The sequence below is a fragment of the Streptomyces poonensis genome, from assembly GCF_014650915.1.
Classification (GTDB): domain Bacteria; phylum Actinomycetota; class Actinomycetes; order Streptomycetales; family Streptomycetaceae; genus Streptomyces; species Streptomyces poonensis.
Genome location: NZ_BMVW01000013.1, coordinates 163,488 through 183,981, shown reverse-complemented (window position 1 = coordinate 183,981; position 20,494 = coordinate 163,488). Strand labels below are relative to the sequence as shown.

Sequence of the window (20,494 nt, the reverse complement as noted above, 5' to 3'; positions counted from 1 at the left end):
GCCGCATGAGCAAGCAGCAGCGCTGGACCGCCGGACAGATCCCGGACCAGACCGGGCGGGTGTTCGTCGTCACCGGGGCCAACAGCGGCCTCGGTCTGGCGACCACCCGGGCGCTCGCCCGCCGGGGCGGGCACGTGATCCTCGCGGTGCGCGACGAGGACAAGGGCCACCGGGCGGTCGCGGAGATCACCGCCGCACAGCCGTCCGCCGACCTGGAGGTACGCCGTCTCGACCTCGCCGATCTGGACTCGGTACGGGACTTCGCCGACCGGCTGCGCGCCGACCGTCCGCGGGTGGACGTGCTCGTCAACAACGCCGGGGTGATGGCACCGCCACGCTCCCTGAGCGCGCAGGGTCACGAGCTGCAGTTCGCCTGCAACCACCTCGGGCACTTCGCGCTCACCGGGCTGCTCCTCGACCTGCTGACCGCCGGGCGGGACCCCCGCGTGGTCACGGTGAGCTCGGTCAACCACCGCCAGGGGCACATCCGCTTCGACGACATCACCGGTGAGCGCGGCTACGCGCCGATGGCCTTCTACAACCAGTCGAAGCTCGCCAATGCCGTCTTCGGCCGGGAACTCCACCGGCGGCTGACCACGGCCGGCAGCCCGGTGCGCAGCCTGCTCGCCCATCCCGGCTACACCGCGACCAACCTGCAGACGAGTGCGCCGACCAGGCTCTGGCGGATCGTGTTCGGCCGTATCGGGAGCCCGCTCCTCGCCCAGCCCCCCGCCCGGGGCGCACTGCCCCAGCTGTACGCGGCGACCGACCCGGACGCGGCGGGCGGTGAGTTCATCGGGCCCGACGGCCCGGCCGAGCTGCGCGGCGCGCCGACGCGGGTACGGCTGTCCCCCGCGGCGGACGACCCCGGGACCGGCCGCCGTCTGTGGGAGCTGTCGGAGCGGCTGACCGGCGTACGGTTCGTGTTCCCGGCCGTCGGCTGAGCCCGGCGGGAGAGGACGGCGGGGCAGCGGCCCGGACACCTGCGGCACTGGGCAACTCCCGTACGGCGTGGCACGATCACGCGCGTGACCGTGACCAGCAGACCCACCTCCGCGCAGCGCCTGCGTGACCTCGCGCTGCTGCGCCGCGTGCGCGACCGGATCGACCGCGAGTACGCACAGCCGCTGAACGTCGAGGCGCTCGCCCGTGGCGTGAACATGTCCGCCGGGCATCTCAGCCGCGAGTTCCGGCGCGCCTACGGCGAGTCCCCGTACGGCTATCTGATGACGCGGCGCATCGAGCGCGCGATGGCGCTGCTGCGCCGTGGCGACCTCAGCGTCACCGAGGTCTGCTTCGAGGTCGGCTGCTCGTCGCTGGGCACCTTCAGCACGCGCTTCACCGAACTGGTCGGTGTGCCGCCCAGCGTCTACCGGCGCGAGGCGCAGCGCGCCACGGCGGGGATGCCGTCCTGCGTCGCGAAACAGGTGACCAGGCCGATCAGGAATCGAGAAGCGCGGCCCGCCGGGCCGGACGTAACGTGACGCCGTACCCGGAGACGGGGCTCAACCGTCCGATGAGCACCGGCACGCGAGCGAGCCAGGCGACGCCGACGGAGACCGCGCAGACGGCTCCGCACGACACCTTACGGAGATCATCTTGAGCATGGCCACGAGCACGGACCCGCAGTCGCCTGCGCCGCACCCCGCCGACAGCCACGATCTGATCCGCGTGCACGGGGCGCGCGAGAACAACCTCAAGGACGTCAGCATCGAGATCCCGAAGCGCCGGCTGACGGTGTTCACCGGTGTCTCCGGCTCGGGCAAGAGCTCGCTGGTGTTCGACACGATCGCCGCGGAGTCGCAGCGGCTGATCAACGAGACGTACAGCGCCTTCGTGCAGGGCTTCATGCCGAACCTGGCGCGGCCCGAGGTCGACGTGCTCGACGGGCTGACCACGGTGATCTCCGTCGACCAGCAGCGGATGGGCGGCGACCCCCGCTCCACGGTCGGCACCGCCACGGACGCCAACGCGATGCTGCGCATCCTCTTCAGCCGGCTCGGGCAGCCGCACATCGGCCCGCCCAGCGCGTACTCCTTCAACACCGCCTCGGTGAAGGCGAGCGGGGCGATCACCGTCGAGCGCGGCGCCAAGAAGGCCGTGAAGGCGACCTTCGAGCGCACCGGCGGCATGTGCACCCGCTGCGAGGGCCGCGGCACGGTCTCCGACATCGACCTCACCCAGCTGTACGACGACTCCAGGTCGATCGCCGAGGGCGCGTTCACCATCCCCGGCTGGAAGTCGGACAACGTGTGGACCGTGGGCGTCTACGCCCAGTCGGGCTTCCTCGACCCGGAGAAGCCCATCCGTGAGTTCACGGAAGCGGAGATGCGGGACTTCCTGTACCGGGAGCCGACCAAGGTGAAGGTCAACGGCGTCAACCTCACCTACGAGGGACTGATCCCCAAGATCCAGAAGTCGTTCCTGTCCAAGGACAAGGAGTCGATGCAGCCGCACATCCGGGCGTTCGTGGAGCGGGCGGTCACCTTCACCACCTGTCCCGAGTGCGACGGCACCCGGCTCAGCGAGGGCGCCCGGTCGTCGAAGATCGAGGGGATCAGCATCGCCGACGCCTGCGCGATGGAGATCCGCGACCTGGCCGAGTGGGTCCGCGGCCTCGACGTACCGTCGGTGAAGCCGCTGCTCACCGCGCTCCAGCAGACCCTCGACTCGTTCGTGGAGATCGGCCTCGGCTATCTCTCGCTGGACCGGCCGGCGGGCACGCTGTCGGGCGGCGAGGCGCAGCGCACCAAGATGATCCGGCATCTGGGCTCCTCGCTCACCGACGTCACGTACGTCTTCGACGAGCCCACCACGGGCCTGCACCCCCATGACATCCAGCGGATGAACAACCTGCTGCTGCGGCTGCGGGACAAGGGCAACACGGTCCTCGTCGTGGAGCACAAGCCCGAGGTCATCGCGATCGCCGACCACGTCGTGGACCTCGGCCCCGGCGCCGGCACGGCGGGCGGCACCGTCTGCTTCGAGGGCACCGTCGAGGGACTGCGCACCGCCGACTCCCTGACCGGCCGCCACTTCGACGACCGGGCCGCCCTGAAGAAGACGGTCCGCGAGTCCACCGGCACGCTGGAGATCCGCGGCGCCGACGCCCACAACCTGCAGAACGTCGACGTCGACGTCCCGCTCGGCGTGCTCTGCGTCGTCACCGGCGTCGCCGGCTCCGGCAAGAGCTCGCTCGTGCACGGATCGGTCCCGGCCGGCGCGGGCGTGGTCTCGGTCGACCAGAGTGCGATCCGCGGCTCCCGGCGGAGCAACCCGGCGACGTACACCGGGCTGCTCGACCCGATCCGCAAGGCGTTCGCCAAGGCCAACGGCGTCAAACCGGCGCTGTTCAGCGCCAACTCCGAGGGCGCCTGCCCCGGCTGCAACGGCGCCGGGGTCGTCTACGCCGACCTGGCGATGATGGCGGGCGTCGCCACCACCTGCGAGGAGTGCGAGGGGCGGCGGTTCCAGGCCTCGGTGCTGGAGTACCGGCTCGGCGGCCGCGACATCAGCGAGGTGCTCGCGATGCCGGTGACCGAGGCGGAGGAGTTCTTCGCCGCCGGCGAGGCACGTACTCCGGCCGCGCACAAGATACTGCAGCGGCTGTCCGACGTCGGGCTCGGCTACCTCACCCTCGGGCAGCCGCTCACCACGCTCTCCGGCGGCGAGCGGCAGCGGCTGAAGCTGGCCGTGCACATGGCCGAGGAGGGCGGGATCTACGTCCTCGACGAGCCGACCGCCGGCCTCCACCTCGCCGACGTCGAGCACCTGCTCGGCCTGCTGGACCGGCTCGTCGACGCGGGCAAGTCGGTCATCGTCGTCGAGCACCACCAGGCGGTCATGGCGCACGCGGACTGGATCATCGACCTGGGCCCCGGCGCGGGCCACGAGGGCGGCCGGATCGTCTTCGAGGGCACGCCCGCCGACCTCGTCGCCGCCCGCTCCACGCTCACGGGCGAGCACCTCGCGGACTACGTCGGCGCCTGACCCGGCACCGGTGCCGGAACGCACCGGGGGCCGCGCGTCCGCACGGACGCGCGGCCCCCGGCCGGGCTCTCCCCTCCTCCGGCACCGCGCGCTCAGGCGGCGTGCAGGGCCGTGCGCAGGACGGCGACCGCCTGGTTGATGGCGGCGTCGGCGGCGTGCGTGCCGCGCAGGGCGTTGAGCATCACGAAGTCGTGGATGATGCCCTGGTAGCGGACGGCGGTGACGGGCACTCCGGCCTCGCGCAGCTTGTTGGCGTAGGCCTCGCCCTCGTCACGCAGCACATCGGCCTCGGCGGTGATGACCAGGGCCGGGGGGAGGCCGGTGAGCTGCTCGGTGGTGGCGCGCAGCGGGGAGGCGGTGATCTCGGCGCGCCGGTCGGGGTCGGTGGTGTACTGGTCCCAGAACCACTGCATGCCGTCGCGGCGCAGGAAGTAGCCTGTCGCGAACTGGTGGTAGGAGCCGGTGTCGAAGCCCGCGTCGGTCACCGGGTAGAACAGCACCTGCTGCACCAGGGGCAGGTCGCCGCGCTCCTTGGCCATCAGTGTCAGCGCGGCGGTCATGTTGCCGCCCACGGAGTCACCGGCCACGGCCAGCCGCGCACCGTCCAGGCCCTTGGCCGCGCCCTCCTCCACGACCCAGCGGGCGACGGCGTAGTTCTGCTCGATGGCGACCGGGTAGCGGGCCTCGGGCGAGAGGTCGTACTCGGGGAAGACCACCGCGGCGCCGGCGCCGACGGCGAGTTCGCGCACCAGGCGGTCGTGGGTGTGGGCGTTGCCGAACACCCAGCCGGCGCCGTGGATGTACAGGATCACCGGCAGGGTGCCCCGGTCCCCGGCGGGCTTGACGACGCGGGCGCGGACGCTGCCGGTGGGCCCGCCGGAGACGGTGATCCACTCCTCGTCGACGGCCGGCTTGTCGATCTCACCGGACTGCACCTCGTCGACGGTCTTGCGGCCCTCGGCCGGACCGAGGTCGAACAGGTACGGCGGGTTCGCGGTGGCCTCGACGAACTCCTGGGCGGCGGGCTCGAGGACAGGACGGACGGGCCGGCCCGGCTGGTTCGGTGCGACGGAATCGGACATGTGTGTCTCCTGGTGGTTCAGTGGCGTGCCGCCGGCCCTTCCGGCGATGACGGTCAGACGCGCGCCGAGCGCTCCGGTTCCGTCGCCCGTCACGCTAGGACCGTCCGGCGAGCGGTGGTTGCCCGCGAGCGCACCTCCACTGGTCCTTCAGCGCACCGAGGAGACCCCGCGCAGTGGGCTCTGCGTGCGCTGTGCGCTGTGCGGACGCGAGCGGTGCGCTGACGGAACAAGCGGGCCCGCCGTGCACGCCTACGTTGCTGGCCGGGCGAGCACGGCAAGCACGGTCCCGCTCCGGCGGGGAGACGCAGAAGGTGTCGGCGCTCCCGGTCGGCGGCCGCAGGCCACGGGCCCAGGCCCTACGGACACACCACAGCACGCAAACGCGCACGGCCCGGCCGGAGGCCGTCCGCATCCGCACTCCCCACCGGCCTGGACCAGGATGAGCTCCGCACACACCCCACCGAGATCCCCTGAGCCCGCCAGACCCGACTCCCCCTGGGCACCCCTGGCGGCCCGCGTCTTCCGGGCGCTGTGGATCGCCCAGCTGGTCTCGAACACCGGCACCTGGATGCAGACCGTCGGCGCGCAGTGGCTGCTGGTCGGGGAGAGCGCCGCGCTGGTGACCCTCGTGCAGACGGCGTCCAGTCTGCCCATCGTGCTGCTGGCCCTGCCCTCCGGTGTGCTCGCCGACCGCTTCGACCGCCGTGCGGTGCTGCTGACGGCCCAGTTCGCCATGCTGGCGGTCTCCTGCGTGCTGACCGCGCTGGCGTTCGCGGACGCCCTCACCCCGCTGACGCTGCTGGCCCTCACCTTCCTGCTGGGGTGCGGTACGGCCCTGATGGGACCGGCCTGGCAGGCCGTCCAGCCGGAGCTGGTGGAGCGGGAGCGCCTCGGCCAGGCGGCCGCGCTCGGCGCGGTGAACATGAACCTGGCCCGCGCGGTCGGGCCCGCCGTCGGCGGCGCGGTGGTCACGGCGGCGGGACCGGGCTGGGTCTTCGCCTTCAACGCGGCCTCCTACCTCGGCATCGCCGGCGTGCTGATGGCCTGGCGGCGGCCGGCGGCGACGCCCCGGCCCGGCGGGAACGAGGGGCTGCTGACCGCCCTGTACGCGGCCCGCCGCTATGTGTGGCACTCGCCGGGAGTCCGCCGGGTCCTCCTGCGGACGATGCTGTTCGTTCCCGGCGGCGCCGCGCTGTGGGCCCTGCTGCCGCTGACCGCGAGCCGGTCCCTCGGCCTGGGCGCGGGTGGCTACGGGGTGCTGCTGGGCGTGGTGGGGGCCGGTGCCGTGGGCGGGGCCTTCGTGCTGCCCCGGATCGGCAGGGCCCTCGGCGCCAACGGCACCCTCGTCGCGGGCACGCTGGCCTTCGCCGCCGTCCTGGCCGCGCTGGCCCTCGTCCGGGTGCCGTGGCTGGTGGCGGTCGCGCTGCTGCCCGCCGGGCTCGCCTGGATCGCCGGGCTCTCCACGCTCAACACGGCTGTGCAGATGCGGCTTCCGGGCTGGGTCAGGGCCCGTGGGCTCGCCGTCTACCTCCTGGTCTTCCAGGGCGGGCAGGCGCTGGCGGCACCCGTGTGGGGTGCCGTGGCCGACCGGTTCAGCCTGACCGCCGCGCTGCTGGCCGGCGCCGTCCTGATGCTGGCCGGCGCGGTCACCGTGCGCCGCTGGCCGCTGCATGACGCCCAGGACATCGATCCGTCTCCGTCGAGCCACTGGCCCGCGCCGCCGCTGGTGTTCGAGCCCGGCCCCTCGGACGGTCCCGTGCTGGTGTCCGTCGCGTACCGCGTCGCCCCGGGCAAGGGCGCCGAGTTCACGGACCGCATGGCGTACGTCGCCCGGTCACGACGCCGTACCGGAGCGCTCACCTGGGGTCTCTACCAGGACGGCAACGATCCGGCACGGTACGTCGAGAACTACCTGGTGCCCTCCTGGTCCGAGCACCTCGCGCAGCACCACGCCCGGCTGACGGCGAGCGACCGCCGCCACGAGGAACGAGCGCGCGCGCTCCTCGCCCCGGGCAGCGCACCCGAGGTGACCCACGCGTTCGACACGGCGGCGGGTCCGGTCGTACCCGACGGTGCACCCGGCATCGCACCAGGTGCACCGGATGCCCCGTCACCGGACTGAGGCGCTGTCAGCCCAGTTGGCCCTTCAGCCACTGCTTGACCTCGGACGTGACGGGATCGGTGATGTCCGTGAAGTCGTCGTGCTTCGTCAGGTACTTGGCCACGTAAGGGCACACGGGCACGATGCGCATGCCCGTCTCGCGCACGTCGGTGAGCGCCTGGCGGACCAGCTGGGAGGCCAGGCCCTGCCCGGCGAACGCGTCGTCGATCTCCGTGTGGAAGAAGACGCGCTGCGAACCGCGGTCGCGGTACTCGGTGAAGCCCGCGCGCCGGCCGTCGACCAGGATCTCGTAGCGGTTTCGGGCGTCCACCCGCTCGACGGTCGGCGTCGCGGAAGGCTCGTTCATGGGAAGTCCCCTTGGTGGGTACGTGCGTACGGGTCAGGAGTGGTCGGCGCGCGCGGGGTTCCGGCGCGGCCTGATGGTGGCGTTCGGCAGGACGGGCGCGGGGAGGCGGTCCCCCGGGTATCCCTCGACGGCGCCGAAGCGGTCGGAGGCGCTCTCCCAGTCCTCGCGCGCGCGGACGATGTCCTCGTGGCTGCGGCCGATGAAGTTCCACCACATGACGATCTCCTCCTCGAACGGCGGGCCGCCGAGCAGGACCGTGCGGGCGGGGTCGTCCGACTCGTTGACGAGGGTCAGCGTGTCCTGGCCGGGGTGGACGTACCCCAGTTCCGCCGCGTGCAGCAGGGTGCCGGCCAGGCGGACGTCCCCGTGGTCGACGAGGAGGCCGTGCTCGAAACGGGGGTCCACCGCGAGGGTGAGCGTCGCGTGCGGTTCGAGGGTGATCTCGGCGCCGAGGAGGGGCGTGAAGGTCCGTACCGGCGAGACGGCCCCGGCGAGGGAGCCCAGGAAGACGCTGACCGTACCGGCTCCGTCGACCCGTACCGGCTCGGGCACGTAGTGCTGGAAGTCCCGCTCCGTGTCCCGGTGTTCCCCGGGCAGCGCCACCCACAGCTGCACCCCGTGCAGGACGGTGGTCCGCGGCGTCGAGACCTCGGTGTGGGCAATGCCGTGACCGCCCGTCATGAGGTTCAGCTCGCCGGGCCGTACGTACGCGTGGCTGCCGAGGCTGTCCCGGTGCTCGATCTCACCGCTGAACAGCCAGCTCACCGTCTGGAGCCCGGTGTGCGGATGCGGGGCGACGTCCATGCCGCCGGTGCGGGCCACGTCGTCCGGGCCGTAGTGGTCGGCGAAGCACCAGGCACCGATCAGGGTCCGGGCGCGCTGCGGCAGCGTACGCCGTACGGTCATGGCCCGGGGGCCGCCCAGGGGGACGTCGCGCGGGGTGAGGACGTCGACCCGCGACGCGCGTGCCACCGGATCACCGTCGTCGTCCGCCGGGGATCCGCACCGCACTTCGACCGGCCTTGACTCGACGTTGCTCATCGAGGACCACCACCTTTCGCTTTCCATGATACTTTCATTTTCAACAATCAGTCCGCAAGAAAAGCCCGGAGCGGTCCGGAAGCCGGGAGCCGAGCGGTCCCGAAGGAGTCCGAGATGAGTCCGAGATCGAGCAGGATCTTCATCGACAAGCAGAGCCCCGACGCCTACCGCGCACTGGTGCGCACGTCGGAGGCGGTGCGGACGACCGCGGCCGACGCCGGGCTGGACCGCACCCTCGTGGAACTGGTCAACCTCCGCGTCTCACAGATCAACGGCTGCGCCTACTGCCTCGACGTCCACACCCGGGCCGCCCTGCGCGCGGGCGAGACGACACGGCGGCTGGGAGCGCTGCCCGCCTGGCGGGACACCGAGCTGTTCACTCCCCTCGAACGCGCCGCGCTCGCCCTGGCGGAGGCGACGACCACCCCGTCCGGCACCGCCGCGCAGGAGTCCGCGTACACCGCGGCCCGGGACGTCCTCACCGACGACCAGATCTCCGCGGTGATCTGGGTGGCGGTCACCATCAACGCGTTCAACCGGGTCTCGATCATGAGCGGGCATCCGGTGCGCTGAGGCCAACGACGACACTCCCTGTCCGTACGGCTGTTCCGGCGAGCCGTCGGCACCGAGGTTAGAGCTCCGGGACGGCGTCCCTGGCCTGTGAGCGCACCGTTGACCGTCCGGGAGTGAACCCTTGGCTCCCGGCCGGCACCGGTCCGCACCACGTCCGGGCCGTGGAACGGCAGTACGGCCGTGCCCCGAGCGGGGCACGGCCGCGGTACACCGGAGGGACCAGGCGCGTTCCAGGGCGTTCTCACACCCGTTCTCACACCTGCTGTCACACCCGTTCTGGCACCTTCTGGCACCTGTTCTCACACCTGCTGTCACACCCTGGAGTTGTCGTCCCTGCCCCGGGCGCCGGACTTGGCCAGACCTCGGCTGATCATGTATCCGATCGCCAGCAGCGTCACGTACAGCCACGCCTGGTCGGCCGGGAACCGGTCGACGCCGCGCGCGTCGTTCCCCACGACGGCGGATGCGATGAGCACCGCGATCACCGCCGCGACGAACACGATGAGTTCCGTGGTCTTGTAGGCGGGCTTCGTCTCCGTGGTCACCCGCTCCCCGGCGTACGTGGTCCGGGGTACGCCGGACTCCGGGTATCCGGCCGACGATGCAGCGGACATCGTGTCCTCCTGAACTCGGTTGAGTCCGACGGCCGTCGGACCCTGCGAGCCAGTACCCGACCCCCCTGCCCCATAACGGGGCCGCTCGGCGGGAGGCCGCGGCGAGCCCGCTCCGGCGTTCGGCCGGCCCGTCGGCCGGTGGCCGTCCAGGCGGGCCGGTCTGCGACGCGGCCCCGACCGGCCGGACGGACTGCGCGGGACGGAGGCGCGCACCGTACGGCGACAGGCGCCCCCCGGGTACGCCGCACGACCGTCCCCGCGCTCCCCGGCTCACCGGGTCGCGCCGCCCCGTGGCGTCCGGGCCCGCTGCCGCCATCGGCGAGGGTCACCCGGTCACCGCCGGTTCCGGCCGGGCCGGCGCCCGTCGGAGGGGTTCCGGGGACCCGGGCCCGCCGTCCGCCGTCGTACGGCTGCGCGGTCGGTCAGCCCGCGGTCGGCCGACCGGCGGGGCCGCGTACCTCCGTGACGGCGAAACCGCTGCGCGGGCGCGTCGGTACGCGCCGCAGCGGGATCGTCAGGTCCTGCGCCGGAACGCTGTAGCCGAGGCTCGCGAGGCGGATCGCGAGGGCTTCCAGCAGGCCGACGGTGAGGTTCTCGCCCGGACACCGGTGCCCGGCCCATGGATCGCCGCCGCCCTGGGGGATCAGTTCGTCGCGCCCGGCCGGCCGCTCGATGAAGCGCTCGGGGCGGAAGGTGTACGGGTCGCCCCAGAGCTCCTCGTCGTGGTTCTGCCCGTACACGTCGAGGACGACCAGTCCCCCGGCCGGGATCGGCTCGCCCCGCCAGGTCAGGTCGGTGACGGCCCGGCCGCCGAGGAACGGGGCGAACGGATAGAAGCGGCGGACCTCGTGCGCGAACGCGGTGGCGTACGCGGCGTCGCCGGTCCGCAGACGCTTCCTGCTCTCGGGCCGGAGCTCCAGCGCATGTGCCGTGAACGCGAGGAACCAGCTGACGGCGACCGTGGGCCGGATGACGTTGAGCAGCTCCACCGCGGCCGTTCCCGGCTCGAGCACCCCGCCCGAGCCGTCGCGGTGCCGGGACACCCGGCCGAGCACACGGTCCCCGGCCGCCTCGACCTCGCCGGAACGCACCTCCCGCACCAGCCGGGCGAACCGCTCCTCCTGCCGCCCGCGGGCGCGCCGGGCACGCCAGTGGCGCGGCCCCGCTGTGGCGAACCCGTCCACCATGGCCACCAGATCACGGGCCAGAGGCTCGGCCTCGCCCGCCGCGAGAGGGATTCCGGCCCAGCGGCACACCCCGCGGGTGAGCACCACGCTCGCCTCGTCGAACAGCACGACCGGGGCCGTACGGGACCTCTCCCGCCAGTCCCGCACGGCCTCGTCCCAAGCCGCGGTGACCTCGTCGACCAGACCGGTGACGTGGTCGGTGTCCAGCAGGGGAAGGAACAGCTCCTTCCGGGCGCGGTGCCACGCTCCGTCGAGCGTGTGCACCGCGCCGTGCCCGAACAGGGTGCCGACCACGGGCTCCGGAAGCGCGTCATGACGCCGCACATGCCCCTCGTCGTAGAAGAACCGCACCGCGCCGGGACCGCGCACCGCCACCGCGGGCCGGCCCAGCAGCCGGGTCCGCACCACGTGGTCCCGGCTCTCCCGCATCCGGTTCGGCAGCCAGGCGTAGCCCTCGGCGAGGGCGAACAGGGTGCGGTCGGCCAGGGGGCGGCTGAGTACGTCCATGGCGCCCGAGTGCCCCGGTCGCCCCACTGGCACACTCCCGCCTCACCGATGTGCGGTGCGGGATGCGGTGACGTTCGCGTGGCGGTACGACTCACGGGTGACCGGTCACCGGTCACCCGTCCGTAGCGGCCTGAGCACGCCCCGGCGCTGCAGTTCCACGATGTGCTCCGCCGCACGCCGTGGCGCTTCCCCGCCGCTCACCAGCACGCCCGCCTCGATGTTCCGCCGTGCCGCGGACTCGGTCAGGTTGGCGCTGCCCAGCAGGAGGGTACGGCGGTCGGCGACCGCTAGTTTGGCGTGCTGCCGCGCGTATCGGTCCTCGGCCGGCTCACGTGCCCAGTGCCAGAGCCGTAACCCGGGCACCGAGGCGAAGGCGTCGGCCGGTTCCCCGCCCGAGAGGAGACCGCGTGCGCCGGCCAGCGTCTCGACCACGACGTGCGTCTTCACACCCCGTGCCACGGCCTCCGTCAGGGCCCGGGTCAGCGCCTCGTAGGGCCGGGCCGCGTAGGTCATGGCCAGCAGTTCGTCCTGGGCCTCGGCGATGACCTCCACGAGCACCTGGGCGGTCGCCCGTACCGGTACGGCGGGCGTCGAGGGACCGCTCCACACGGTGCGGACCTGGACGACGTCCCGGGCACGCGCCATGGCGGCGGCATAGCCCCGCACATAGGCGGCCGCCTCGGCGGGAGGAACGGATTCCGTCTCCATGGCGTCGTACAGCCCGGCGACGGCCCCGCCGACGCCCGGCGTCGCCAGTTCGGTCAGGGCCCGCTCCCTGGTGCGGTGCCGGGCCAGCAGGCCGGCGAGGTCCTTGGCGCGGGACAGACCGAGGGCGGTGACGGCGGCCTCGGCGGCGGCCTCGAAACCCGGCCGGCTCACGGCAGCAGACCGACCGGTGTCAGCACCTGCTCCTCGTCCCCGGCGAGCGGGACGAGGAAGCGGCGGTCCAGGAACCGGTTGCCGCGCTCGCAGGTGGTCTCGGAGACGAAGAGGCAGACGTGGCAGGCGGCCCCGTGGAGGAAGTCGGCCGGATCGTGCGGCAGCCGCTCGGAGCAGAGCGGGTCGGCCGAGCAGTGCCCGGCGTCGGCCAGGGCCCGGCGGACGATCCGGTCGAACTCGCGCTCCTCGGCGAGGGAGACCAGGCCGCCGAGGGTGCCCTCGGCGTCCGGGACGGCGGTGTAGACGAGGATGCCCGTCCTCGGGTTTTCCGCGTCCCCCGCGTAGATCCGCTCGGCGAGCGAGGCCGAGTTGTAGCCGCATTCCAGGGCGATGGTGCGGATCAGCAGGTGGGAGAGGGTGTGCAGGGCGATGTACCGTGCTCCGGGCCAGCCGTGGAAGGGGTCGAAGTCGCTCGTCTTGCGGTCCGACCTCCGGTTGGCCCGGAAGCGTCCGTACGCCTCCCGGTGGGCCTCCATCTGCGGCGACTTCTCCATCCGTGCCACCCACTCGGCCATGACGTCGTCCCGCACGCGCAGGAAGATGCCCTCGCCGCGCACCTCGCTGGCCGGCACCCAGGTCTGAGTGGAGCGGGACAGCTCCACGCGCCTGCCGATCTCCGGTGACTCGGGGTCGGGGGCGTCGAGCCGGGTGAAACCGATGAGGGCGCGTGCCTCGCGCAGCCGCTCCACCTGGCGGACGTGGGAGAAGAGGTCGCTCAACGGGACCGGAACCGTGACCTCTTCGAGAGCGAAGTCGTCGTCGGCCGTCTGGATCGGGCCCGACAGCGCGTCCCACTCGGGGCCGAAGAGGGCGGCCTGGACGTCGGGCGCGGAGGGGGCCGGCCCGGTGGTGCCCTGTTTGCGTGCCGTGATCGCCGCGACGACCGCGTCGGCGTCGAACTCCTTGAGGAACCCGAACTTCGGCATGCTCGCCATGAAGTCGAACTGGCCGCGGTTCTCGATGATCTGGAGGTCGGGCCAGTGGTCGTCGAGCAGCTTGTCGATGTTCCCGCCCTGCCCCTTGGGAAGGGCGAGGGCGCTGAGGGTCAGGGGGAACCACTGGTTCGAGGCGCCCGCCACCATCAGCACCGCGTCCTGGTCGCAGCCGTTCGTGTCGTACGTGCCGAGGTGCGGGTGCCGTCCGCGGCAGCGCGGCAGGTGGCGGCGGCCGCGTTCGCCCATCGCCTCGCGGATGTTGCGCTTCTGTCCGCAGGCGACGCACTCGATGGTGACGTTGGCGGCCTGGTTGCCGCCGTGGTCCTTCATGCGCAGCTTCGGACGCTGGGTCCTGCCGCAGGCCTGTCCGTGGTGGACGTACGCGGTGTACGGGAACTCGTCGAGGTGGCCGGCGGTGCAGACGAGGGTGAAGCGGGCGGCCACGGCGAGCGGCGGCTTCCCGCGCTTGCAGTCGTGGACGAACTTCGCCTCGTGCGGTGCGCGCGGGTTCGCGTTGTGGAAGGTGTACTCACCGGAGTCCACGGCGGCCAGGACGTTGCAGGCGGTGCAGCGCAGCCACTGCGGGAACGGGGTGACGGGCACGCCGACGCCCTGGGCCGCCCAGCCCTTGGGGTCCGTGTCCGCGCCCTCCAGCCAGGGCGCGGCGCGGAGTTGCTCGATCTGCCCGCGCCCGTAGCGGTGGAGGGACCGGTTCACGGCGGCGCGCAGCCGGGGCTCGTCGATGTCGTAGTCGGTGATGCCGTTGTGGCTCCACGAGTCCAGCCCCTTGACCAGCACCGAGAAGTTCGGCAGGTCGACGAGGGAGCCGACGCCGGCGGTGAACATGAGGTGGCTGGGGCGGACGGCGCCGACCCTGCGGTTGCCATGGGTACTCATCGCTGTGCCTTCCTGGCCGTACGGGCCGCGCCGGCCGCATCCGCCGTGGTGGGTCCGTACTCGTCGCTGTCCACGGTGGCCGCCGTGTAGTGGTCCGCGCCGGGATCGGAGTCGGTACCGGTCTCACTGCCGGGCGCGCCGAAGTTCCAGTCCGGGCCGCCGCCCGAGGACTCGTCGAGGAAGGCGCCGCCGCCGGGCAGCAGCAGGTTGATCTCGTTCTCCGTCTCACGCATCGACATGCCGACGGTCAGGTCGGTCCAGCGGGAGCCGTCCGCCCGTCTCAGCAGTCCGTTGACGATCGTCGTCTTGCGCTTCTCCTTGCGGTAGCCGAGGGCCGAACTGCTCTCGTCGCGCTTGCGGCGCCACTCGTCCTTGAGCCGGTCGAGCCGCTCGCTCAGGTACTGCCGGGCCCGCTCGCGGCCGACCAGTTCGGCCCGGTCCAGCAGCCGCCGTTCGACCTCCTGGGCGAGGGGTCCGTCCAGGTCGATGTGGTGGGCGTCCAGGTTGCGGGACGTCTCGTACGCGGACTGCCGCAGCGCGGCGACATAGGTGGCGGCGACACCCCGGTCGAGGGCGCGGCGGGTGAACGGGGTGACGGAGAGGGCCTCGACCTGGCGGTAGAACGTGGCGTGGTAGTGCTCGAAGTCCTCGTAGTGGGCGAGGTCCCGGGGGCGTGACCAGTTGTAGAGGGTGACGACGAGGCCGGGGCGCCGGGCGTCACGGCCGACGCGGGAGGACGCCTGGATGTACTCGGCGGTGTTCTTGGGCTGGCCGACGACCAGCATCAGACCGAACCGGGAGACGTCGACGCCCACCTGGAGCATGGAGGTGGCCAGGACCACGTCGACGGCCTGCCGGGCGGCGGGCGTCATGGCGGCGCGGGGTTCGCGCTTCTCCTTCATCGCGGCCGCGTACTCGCGCACGAAGGCGCGCCGCCGCTCGGAGGTGTCGCGCTCGGGATCGAACCCGATCTCCAGGCGTTTGAGGGCCGCGCCGATGTCGGCCGAGGAGATACGGGAGGTCAGCTCCTGGATGCCGAGCATGCCGGTCCGGCTCACGATGCGGTCGGCCAGGGTGTCCTCGCCCTTCCGGCTGCCGTTGGAGCGGACCCGGGTGGTGATGTCGTCGTCCATGTACCGCCGCATGCCGGCGAGTTCACGGGTCGCGTTGAAGTAGCCGACCAGCGTCATGTACGGGTCCGCCGGCGCGCCGTGGTCGTCGAAGAGCTGCTGCCCGGCGAGCAGCAGGATCTCGGCGACGCGGATCTCGGCGGCCTTGAGGCGGGTGCCGTGCGCGCACACGCCCAGGTAGCGGCGGCCGGGGTTGTCGCGGCTCAGCTCGACCTGCCGGGAGAAGAAGGTGTCCCCGACGTCGAGGACCTGCGGCGGGAAGACCGCGACCTTGCGGCCGAAGACACCGAGGACTTGGTCCGCGGCCCGCTTGGTGGTCGCGGTCGACGCGACGATCTTGGGCCCGACCTCCCTGCGCTGTCCTCCGGCATCGGTGAGACTCCAGGTGCAGAGCTGGTCGACGGCCGACTCGAAGAGTCCGACGGTGGTGCCGAGCGCGCCGGATATCAGGTGCAGCTCGTCCTGGATGATCAGGTCCGGTGGCCGCAGCCGGGTGACGGGCTGTGCGGTCACTCCGGGCAGGGAGCCGCGCGCGTTGTGGCGGCTGCCGCAGCCCGTCCTGGCGTCGAGGTCGTCGTGGCGGTAGCCGTGCCGGGGGCAGAGTTCGGTGACCCGGCCGAAGAGCAGACCGGCGTACCCGTTCCACGGCAGCTGGGCGAACTTGTCGACCGTGGCGATCAGCAGCGACGGGGCGAGCCGGTAGATCTCCTCGTCGACGGTGAGCACGGGGATGCCCTCGCCGAGGGACTCGCGCCGCGAGAAGGGGCAGCGGTCCTCGCCCTCCCCGCGCGGGCAGTACAGCAGGACGCGGCGGCGCCCCTCGTCGTACTCCATGTGCGAGCGGGCGGCCAGTCCGCTTCCGCACCATGGGCAGGTGAGGACCTGGAGCACCCGGGCGTGCTTGTCGCTCGCGCTCTCCTTGGCCTCGGCGATCTGCTCCTTGGCCTCGTCGAACCAGTTGGGCGAGACGGAGGTGCCGACCCAGAGTCCGATACGGAACGGGGTGGCGCCCCAGCGGACGTCCCGGGCGTACTCCGCGCGGCGCAGCACCTCGCAGGCGCTGACCAGGGCGGCGGCGCGCTGGAACTGCTGGGCCGTCAGCAGGCGCAGGGTGTAGCGCATGAGGACGCCGACGCCCGCTTCGCCGCTGCGCGCCTCCGCGCCCGAGCCGACGGTGCCCTGCAGGCGCCGCAGCGCGAAGGTGTAGGCGGCGAGGCCGAGGTAGGCCTCGGTCTTGCCGCCACCGGTCGGGAAGAACAGCAGGTCGACGAGGGCTTCGCGGCCGGTGCCGCGGTGGGGGTGGCCGGGCCGGGTGAGGGAGTCGAGGTTCAGCAGGACGAAGGCGAGCTGGAACGGACGCCAGCTCGCGGCCTGCTTGCCCTGCGCGTGGATCGCGTCGTACGCCTCGCGGTAGGAGCGGGGGTCGTTCTCGCGGCCGGCGCGGGCGGCGGCGACGGCGGTGTTGCGGCGCTGGAGCGCCATGGCCCGGTTGGCGAACCGGAAGGCTTCCAGGGCCGTGTCGTCGGCGATCAGCCGGTCGATGCCGAAGGTGATGCGGTCGCAGATCTCCATCGCCTGCTCGATGGCGACCTCGGCCGATTCCCGCAGGTCGTCGGGGAGCGTACGGGCTTTCCCCCGCTGCTCGTCGAGCCAGGTGCCGTAGCCGTCCGCGAGCGGTGCCAGTGCGGCGCTGAGCTCCGCACGGCGGGCGGGCACCGCGAGTTCGGCGAGTTCGTCCATGCCGAGTTCGAGCCCGCGCAGCAGCTTCTGCTCCTCGACGGTGGGCGCGGTGGTGGCCCGTACGTCGTACTCGGGGAGCCAGGTGGTGGTGAGGCGGTGGGCGTTGCGCTCGCCGTCGCGCACGTGTGCGTGCACGGCGACGTTGCGGCCTTTGGCGTGGCTGAGGCTGTCCCGGTAGAGCAGCCGGAGCCGCCGGTCCTCCGCGTCCTCGGGGGCGTGGCCCCGGTTCGCGGGATCGAGGGGGTCGCCGATCGGCAGGAAGACCGCGGCACGGTCGTCCGGGAAGGCGGTCACGTCGATCCCGGTCTGGAAGAGCCAGTGGGCGTCGCGGGCGTCGCGGCTGTCCTCCTGCCGGTTGACCAGGGCCAGTTCGACGACCCGCAGGTCCTCGGTGCCGGCCCGGGCGGTGCTCCGCTCCACGCGCCGTACCTGTACGTCGAGCACCACGGAGTCGCCCTGGAGCCCGACGACCCGGTCGGCCGCGCCGGTCACGTCGATGTCGACCGGGTGCTCGACCGCCTCCCGGGACCAGGTCCTGCGGGTGGTGCCCCGGTCCGTGCCCTGCTCGGACTGCGTGTAGCGGCCCCAGCGGACGGTGACGCTGAGGGTGCCGACGGAGGCGGGCACCGTGAAGGACAGCCCCATGGACGACGCCCATATGTGGCCGGCGGCCTGCGGGGTCAGCCGGTCCTGGATTCCGGTGTCGTCGCCCTCCTGCTCGTCGCCCGACTCGTCGTCCGCGCTCTGGGCGGCCGCGAGGGCGATCCGGTCCCCCGTGACGGCCTGGGGACGCGGTCCGAGCATGCCGACGAGGTACCGGTCGCGCGGCCCTGAGGAGGCGTGCGGAAGGGTCTCCGTCTCGCCGTCCCAGGGCCCCAGGAGATCACGGCGGATGTAGGTCACGAGCCCGTCCCGCACCTCGTACGAATCCCCGTCGCGGAACGTCTGGGGCACTTCGTCGAGGGGATGCGGGACAGCGGCCTGGGCGGGCTGGGCCGGCATGCGGTGAGCCTTTCGGACGGGTCCGGTGGGGCGCGAGCACGGTTGATCATGCGTCAGCACGAGATCATAGGCCGTTGACTCAGTTCACACAATGAGCGTGAGGTGCCCGCCGCTCCGGCGGACGGACTCTCTAGGCTGTTCCCCGTTCAACCAGCCCGCCGTGACCCGAGGACGCCCATGCCCCGACTCGCCCTCTCCGAGGACTTCTTCACGGATTTCGTCTCGCTCCAGAGACCGGTCCAGAAGGAGGTCACCGACGCGATCCAGATGTTCCGCAGCATGACCGTCCCTCAACTCCACGCCAGCAAGGGGATGCATCTGGAGAAGCTGGAGCGGGCGCGTGACCGCCGGATCCGCACCATACGCATCACGAAGTTCTACCGGGGCGTGCTGCTCGCGCCCGACGACGGGAGCGAGCTGTTCATGCTCCTGCGGGTCGCCCCGCACGACGACGCGATCAACTGGGCCTGCAAGCGCGCCTATTCGGTGAACGGCGCCACGGCGGGTGTGGAGGTGCGCAACGTCGACGCGCTGGAGCAGATGGAGACGTACTTCGAGGCGAAGGCGGTCACCACCCCCGCCCGCCTCTTCGAGGCGCACTCCGACACCGTGCTGCGCGACCTCGGCATCGACGACCAGGTCCTGCGGCTGGCCCGGGTCTGCGTCACGGCCGACGACCTGACGGTCATGGCACCGCCCATGATGCCCGCCGACCAGTACGAGGTGCTGTGGTTCCTGGCGCAGGGCGAGTCCCCCGAGGACGTCTGGGAGCAGCTCATCGCCCCCCGCGGGCAGACGGTCCGTACGGCGGCGGACCGGCCGGTGGTCACCCTCGCCGAGGCCATCCTGAACACGCCCAACCGCATGGTGGAGGTCACCGGCCCCGGCGAGCTGGAGCGGATCCTCACCGAGGACCTCGTCCGCTGGCGCATCTTCCTCCACCCCGCCCAGCGCCGCTACGCCTATCACCCCGGCTTCAACGGCCCCGCCCAGGTCACCGGCGGCCCCGGCACCGGCAAGACGGTCGTCGCCCTGCACCGGGTCCGGCATCTGCTGCGCACCGGCCGCGAGGGCGACCGCATCCTGCTGACCACCTTCACCAACGCCATGGCGGCCGCGCTGCGGGACAGCCTGGCCCTGCTGCTCGGCGAGGCCGACGCCCACCTGCTGGAGCGCGTCGACGTGACGACGGTGGACTCGCTCGCCGCCCGCGTGATCCGCGAGGCGCGCGGCAGCTCACCGAAGCCCTTGTCGGCCGCCGCGGAGAAGAGCGCCTGGACCCGTGCCATGGCCCGCGAGGAACTCCCCTGGACGGACCGGTTCCTGTCCCAGGAGTTCCGCAACGTCGTCCTGGCACAGGGGCTGCGCACCCCCGAGGAGTACCTGCGCTGCGTCCGCCGGGGACGCGGCACGCAGGTGGGGCGGGTCCAGCGCGCCCGGCTGTGGCGGGTCATGGAGCGGTTCACGGCGGACCTCGCCTCGCGCGACTCGGCGACGTACACGCAGCTCTGCGACCAGGCCGCCCGGCTGCTGGCCGAATCCGGGCCGCGCTACCGCCACGTCGTCGTGGACGAGGCCCAGGACCTGCACCCGGCCCAGTGGCGGGTGCTGCGCGCCTGCGTCGCCCCCCAGTCCGACGACATCTTCCTCGTCGGCGATCCCCACCAGCGCATCTACGACTCCCGGGTCTCCCTGGGCTCGCTGGGCGTCAACGTCCGGGGGCGTACGACACGGCTGCGCCTCAACTACCGCAGCACGGAGGAGATCCTGCGGTGGTCCGCGTCCCTCCTCGACGGCCAGCCGGTGGGCCGGCTCGGTGAGGACGACGAAGATGCCGACGACGGCGGCCGGGACTCGCTGCGGGGCTACCGTTCCGAGCTGCACGGCCGTGTCCCGTCGGCGCGCGGACACGGCAGCCAGGACGAGGAGCTGCGGGCGCTGGTCGACCAGATCCGGACCTGGATCGACCAGGACGGGGTCAAGCCGTCCGAGATCGCGGTGTGCGCCCGGTTCAACACGCTCGTCGACGCGGTCATCGCGCGCCTGCGGCGGGAACGCATCCCCGCCGTCGCCGTCAAGGACGATCCGGGCCCCGAGGTGTCCGGCGTCCGCGTGGCCACCATGCACGCGATGAAGGGGCTGGAGTTCCGGTGCGTGGCCGTGGTCGGCCTGACGTCGAGCGTCCTGCCCTTCGCCCCGCAGGTGACCCCGGCCGACGTCGACCCCGTGCAGCACCGGTCGGACCTGCTGGCCGAGCACTGCCTGCTGTTCGTGGCGTGCACGCGGGCCCGTGACGCGCTGGCGATCTCGTGGAACGGGGAGCGGAGCCGGCTGCTGGATCCGGTCGCCGGGTGAGTCGTGCGGGCCCGGGTGTCACGGATCGTCGTCC

14 protein-coding genes are annotated in these 20,494 nt (G+C 72.5%); 6 read left to right on the top strand and 8 right to left on the bottom strand.

From position 1 onward, the window contains the following. The first annotated feature begins 5 nt into the window (after positions 1-5). From IE242_RS27215 to IE242_RS27205, 3 genes are all read left to right on the top strand, one after another. A complete protein-coding gene (locus IE242_RS27215; RefSeq protein WP_189863781.1) occupies positions 6-944 on the top strand; it encodes an oxidoreductase in 939 nt (312 codons plus the stop codon). Positions 945-1,034: 90 nt separating this feature from the next. After that, the gene (locus IE242_RS27210; protein ID WP_189863890.1) at positions 1,035-1,484 is read left to right on the top strand and encodes a helix-turn-helix transcriptional regulator; all 450 of its coding nucleotides are present in this window, start codon (positions 1,035-1,037) and stop codon (positions 1,482-1,484) included. 121 nt (positions 1,485-1,605) lie between these two features. After that, positions 1,606-3,990: an ATP-binding cassette domain-containing protein gene (locus IE242_RS27205; protein ID WP_189863779.1), complete on the top strand. Its 2,385-nt coding sequence runs from the start codon at positions 1,606-1,608 to the stop codon at positions 3,988-3,990. Between the two features lie 92 nt (positions 3,991-4,082). Here the strand turns inward: IE242_RS27205 and IE242_RS27200 are convergent, their stop codons facing one another. Continuing rightward, complete coding sequence (locus IE242_RS27200; RefSeq protein ID WP_189863777.1) at positions 4,083-5,072, bottom strand: alpha/beta hydrolase; 990 nt, start codon at positions 5,070-5,072, stop codon at positions 4,083-4,085. A 439-nt stretch (positions 5,073-5,511) separates the two neighbouring features. Here IE242_RS27200 and IE242_RS27195 point away from each other — a divergent pair, with 439 nt between their 5' ends. Next, positions 5,512-7,194: an MFS transporter gene (locus IE242_RS27195; RefSeq protein ID WP_189863775.1), complete on the top strand. Its 1,683-nt coding sequence runs from the start codon at positions 5,512-5,514 to the stop codon at positions 7,192-7,194. Between the two features lie 7 nt (positions 7,195-7,201). Here IE242_RS27195 and IE242_RS27190 read toward each other — a convergent pair whose 3' ends face one another. Next, positions 7,202-7,540, bottom strand: a complete 339-nt coding sequence (locus IE242_RS27190) for a GNAT family N-acetyltransferase (RefSeq protein ID WP_189863773.1) — start codon at positions 7,538-7,540, stop codon at positions 7,202-7,204. A gap of 33 nt (positions 7,541-7,573) precedes the next feature. Then, complete coding sequence (locus tag IE242_RS27185) at positions 7,574-8,581, bottom strand: pirin family protein (RefSeq protein ID WP_189863771.1); 1,008 nt, start codon at positions 8,579-8,581, stop codon at positions 7,574-7,576. 114 nt (positions 8,582-8,695) lie between these two features. Between IE242_RS27185 and IE242_RS27180 the strand changes: the two genes are divergently transcribed. Continuing rightward, entirely contained in the window at positions 8,696-9,154 is a 459-nt protein-coding gene (locus IE242_RS27180) for a carboxymuconolactone decarboxylase family protein (protein ID WP_189863769.1), read from the top strand. Positions 9,155-9,465: 311 nt separating this feature from the next. Here the strand turns inward: IE242_RS27180 and IE242_RS27175 are convergent, their stop codons facing one another. From IE242_RS27175 to drmA, 5 genes are all read right to left on the bottom strand, one after another. Beyond that, a complete protein-coding gene (locus tag IE242_RS27175) occupies positions 9,466-9,768 on the bottom strand; it encodes a hypothetical protein (protein ID WP_189863767.1) in 303 nt (100 codons plus the stop codon). A 422-nt stretch (positions 9,769-10,190) separates the two neighbouring features. Then, entirely contained in the window at positions 10,191-11,462 is a 1,272-nt protein-coding gene (locus IE242_RS27170; protein ID WP_189863765.1) for a cytochrome P450, read from the bottom strand. A 105-nt stretch (positions 11,463-11,567) separates the two neighbouring features. Further along, positions 11,568-12,341, bottom strand: a complete 774-nt coding sequence (gene drmC / locus IE242_RS27165) for a DISARM system phospholipase D-like protein DrmC (RefSeq protein ID WP_189863764.1) — start codon at positions 12,339-12,341, stop codon at positions 11,568-11,570. Then, a complete protein-coding gene (gene drmB / locus IE242_RS27160; protein ID WP_189863762.1) occupies positions 12,338-14,233 on the bottom strand; it encodes an MrfA Zn-binding domain-containing protein in 1,896 nt (631 codons plus the stop codon). Before drmB ends, drmC begins: the two co-directional genes overlap by 4 nt. Further along, a complete protein-coding gene (drmA, locus tag IE242_RS27155) occupies positions 14,230-18,105 on the bottom strand; it encodes a DISARM system helicase DrmA (protein ID WP_189863760.1) in 3,876 nt (1,291 codons plus the stop codon). The genes drmB and drmA overlap by 4 nt, the downstream gene beginning before the upstream one ends. A gap of 177 nt (positions 18,106-18,282) precedes the next feature. On the opposite strand from drmA, the gene IE242_RS27150 reads away from it, so the two are divergent. After that, positions 18,283-20,460, top strand: a complete 2,178-nt coding sequence (locus tag IE242_RS27150) for a UvrD-helicase domain-containing protein (protein ID WP_189863758.1) — start codon at positions 18,283-18,285, stop codon at positions 20,458-20,460. The last annotated feature ends 34 nt before the right edge of the window (positions 20,461-20,494 follow it).

Bases quoted from the DNA above. Each gene is read 5' to 3' on its own strand.
- IE242_RS27175 (WP_189863767.1), bottom strand. From the start codon at position 9,768: ATGTCCGCTGCATCGTCGGCCGGATACCCGGAGTCCGGCGTACCCCGG.
- IE242_RS27185 (WP_189863771.1), bottom strand. From the start codon at position 8,581: ATGAGCAACGTCGAGTCAAGGCCGGTCGAAGTGCGGTGCGGATCCCCG.
- IE242_RS27205 (WP_189863779.1), top strand. From the start codon at position 1,606: ATGGCCACGAGCACGGACCCGCAGTCGCCTGCGCCGCACCCCGCCGAC.
- IE242_RS27180 (WP_189863769.1), top strand. From the start codon at position 8,696: ATGAGTCCGAGATCGAGCAGGATCTTCATCGACAAGCAGAGCCCCGAC.
- IE242_RS27150 (WP_189863758.1), top strand. From the start codon at position 18,283: ATGCCCCGACTCGCCCTCTCCGAGGACTTCTTCACGGATTTCGTCTCG.
- drmA (WP_189863760.1), bottom strand. From the start codon at position 18,105: ATGCCGGCCCAGCCCGCCCAGGCCGCTGTCCCGCATCCCCTCGACGAA.
- IE242_RS27195 (WP_189863775.1), top strand. From the start codon at position 5,512: ATGAGCTCCGCACACACCCCACCGAGATCCCCTGAGCCCGCCAGACCC.
- drmB (WP_189863762.1), bottom strand. From the start codon at position 14,233: ATGAGTACCCATGGCAACCGCAGGGTCGGCGCCGTCCGCCCCAGCCAC.
- IE242_RS27190 (WP_189863773.1), bottom strand. From the start codon at position 7,540: ATGAACGAGCCTTCCGCGACGCCGACCGTCGAGCGGGTGGACGCCCGA.
- IE242_RS27170 (WP_189863765.1), bottom strand. From the start codon at position 11,462: ATGGACGTACTCAGCCGCCCCCTGGCCGACCGCACCCTGTTCGCCCTC.
- IE242_RS27200 (WP_189863777.1), bottom strand. From the start codon at position 5,072: ATGTCCGATTCCGTCGCACCGAACCAGCCGGGCCGGCCCGTCCGTCCT.
- IE242_RS27215 (WP_189863781.1), top strand. From the start codon at position 6: ATGAGCAAGCAGCAGCGCTGGACCGCCGGACAGATCCCGGACCAGACC.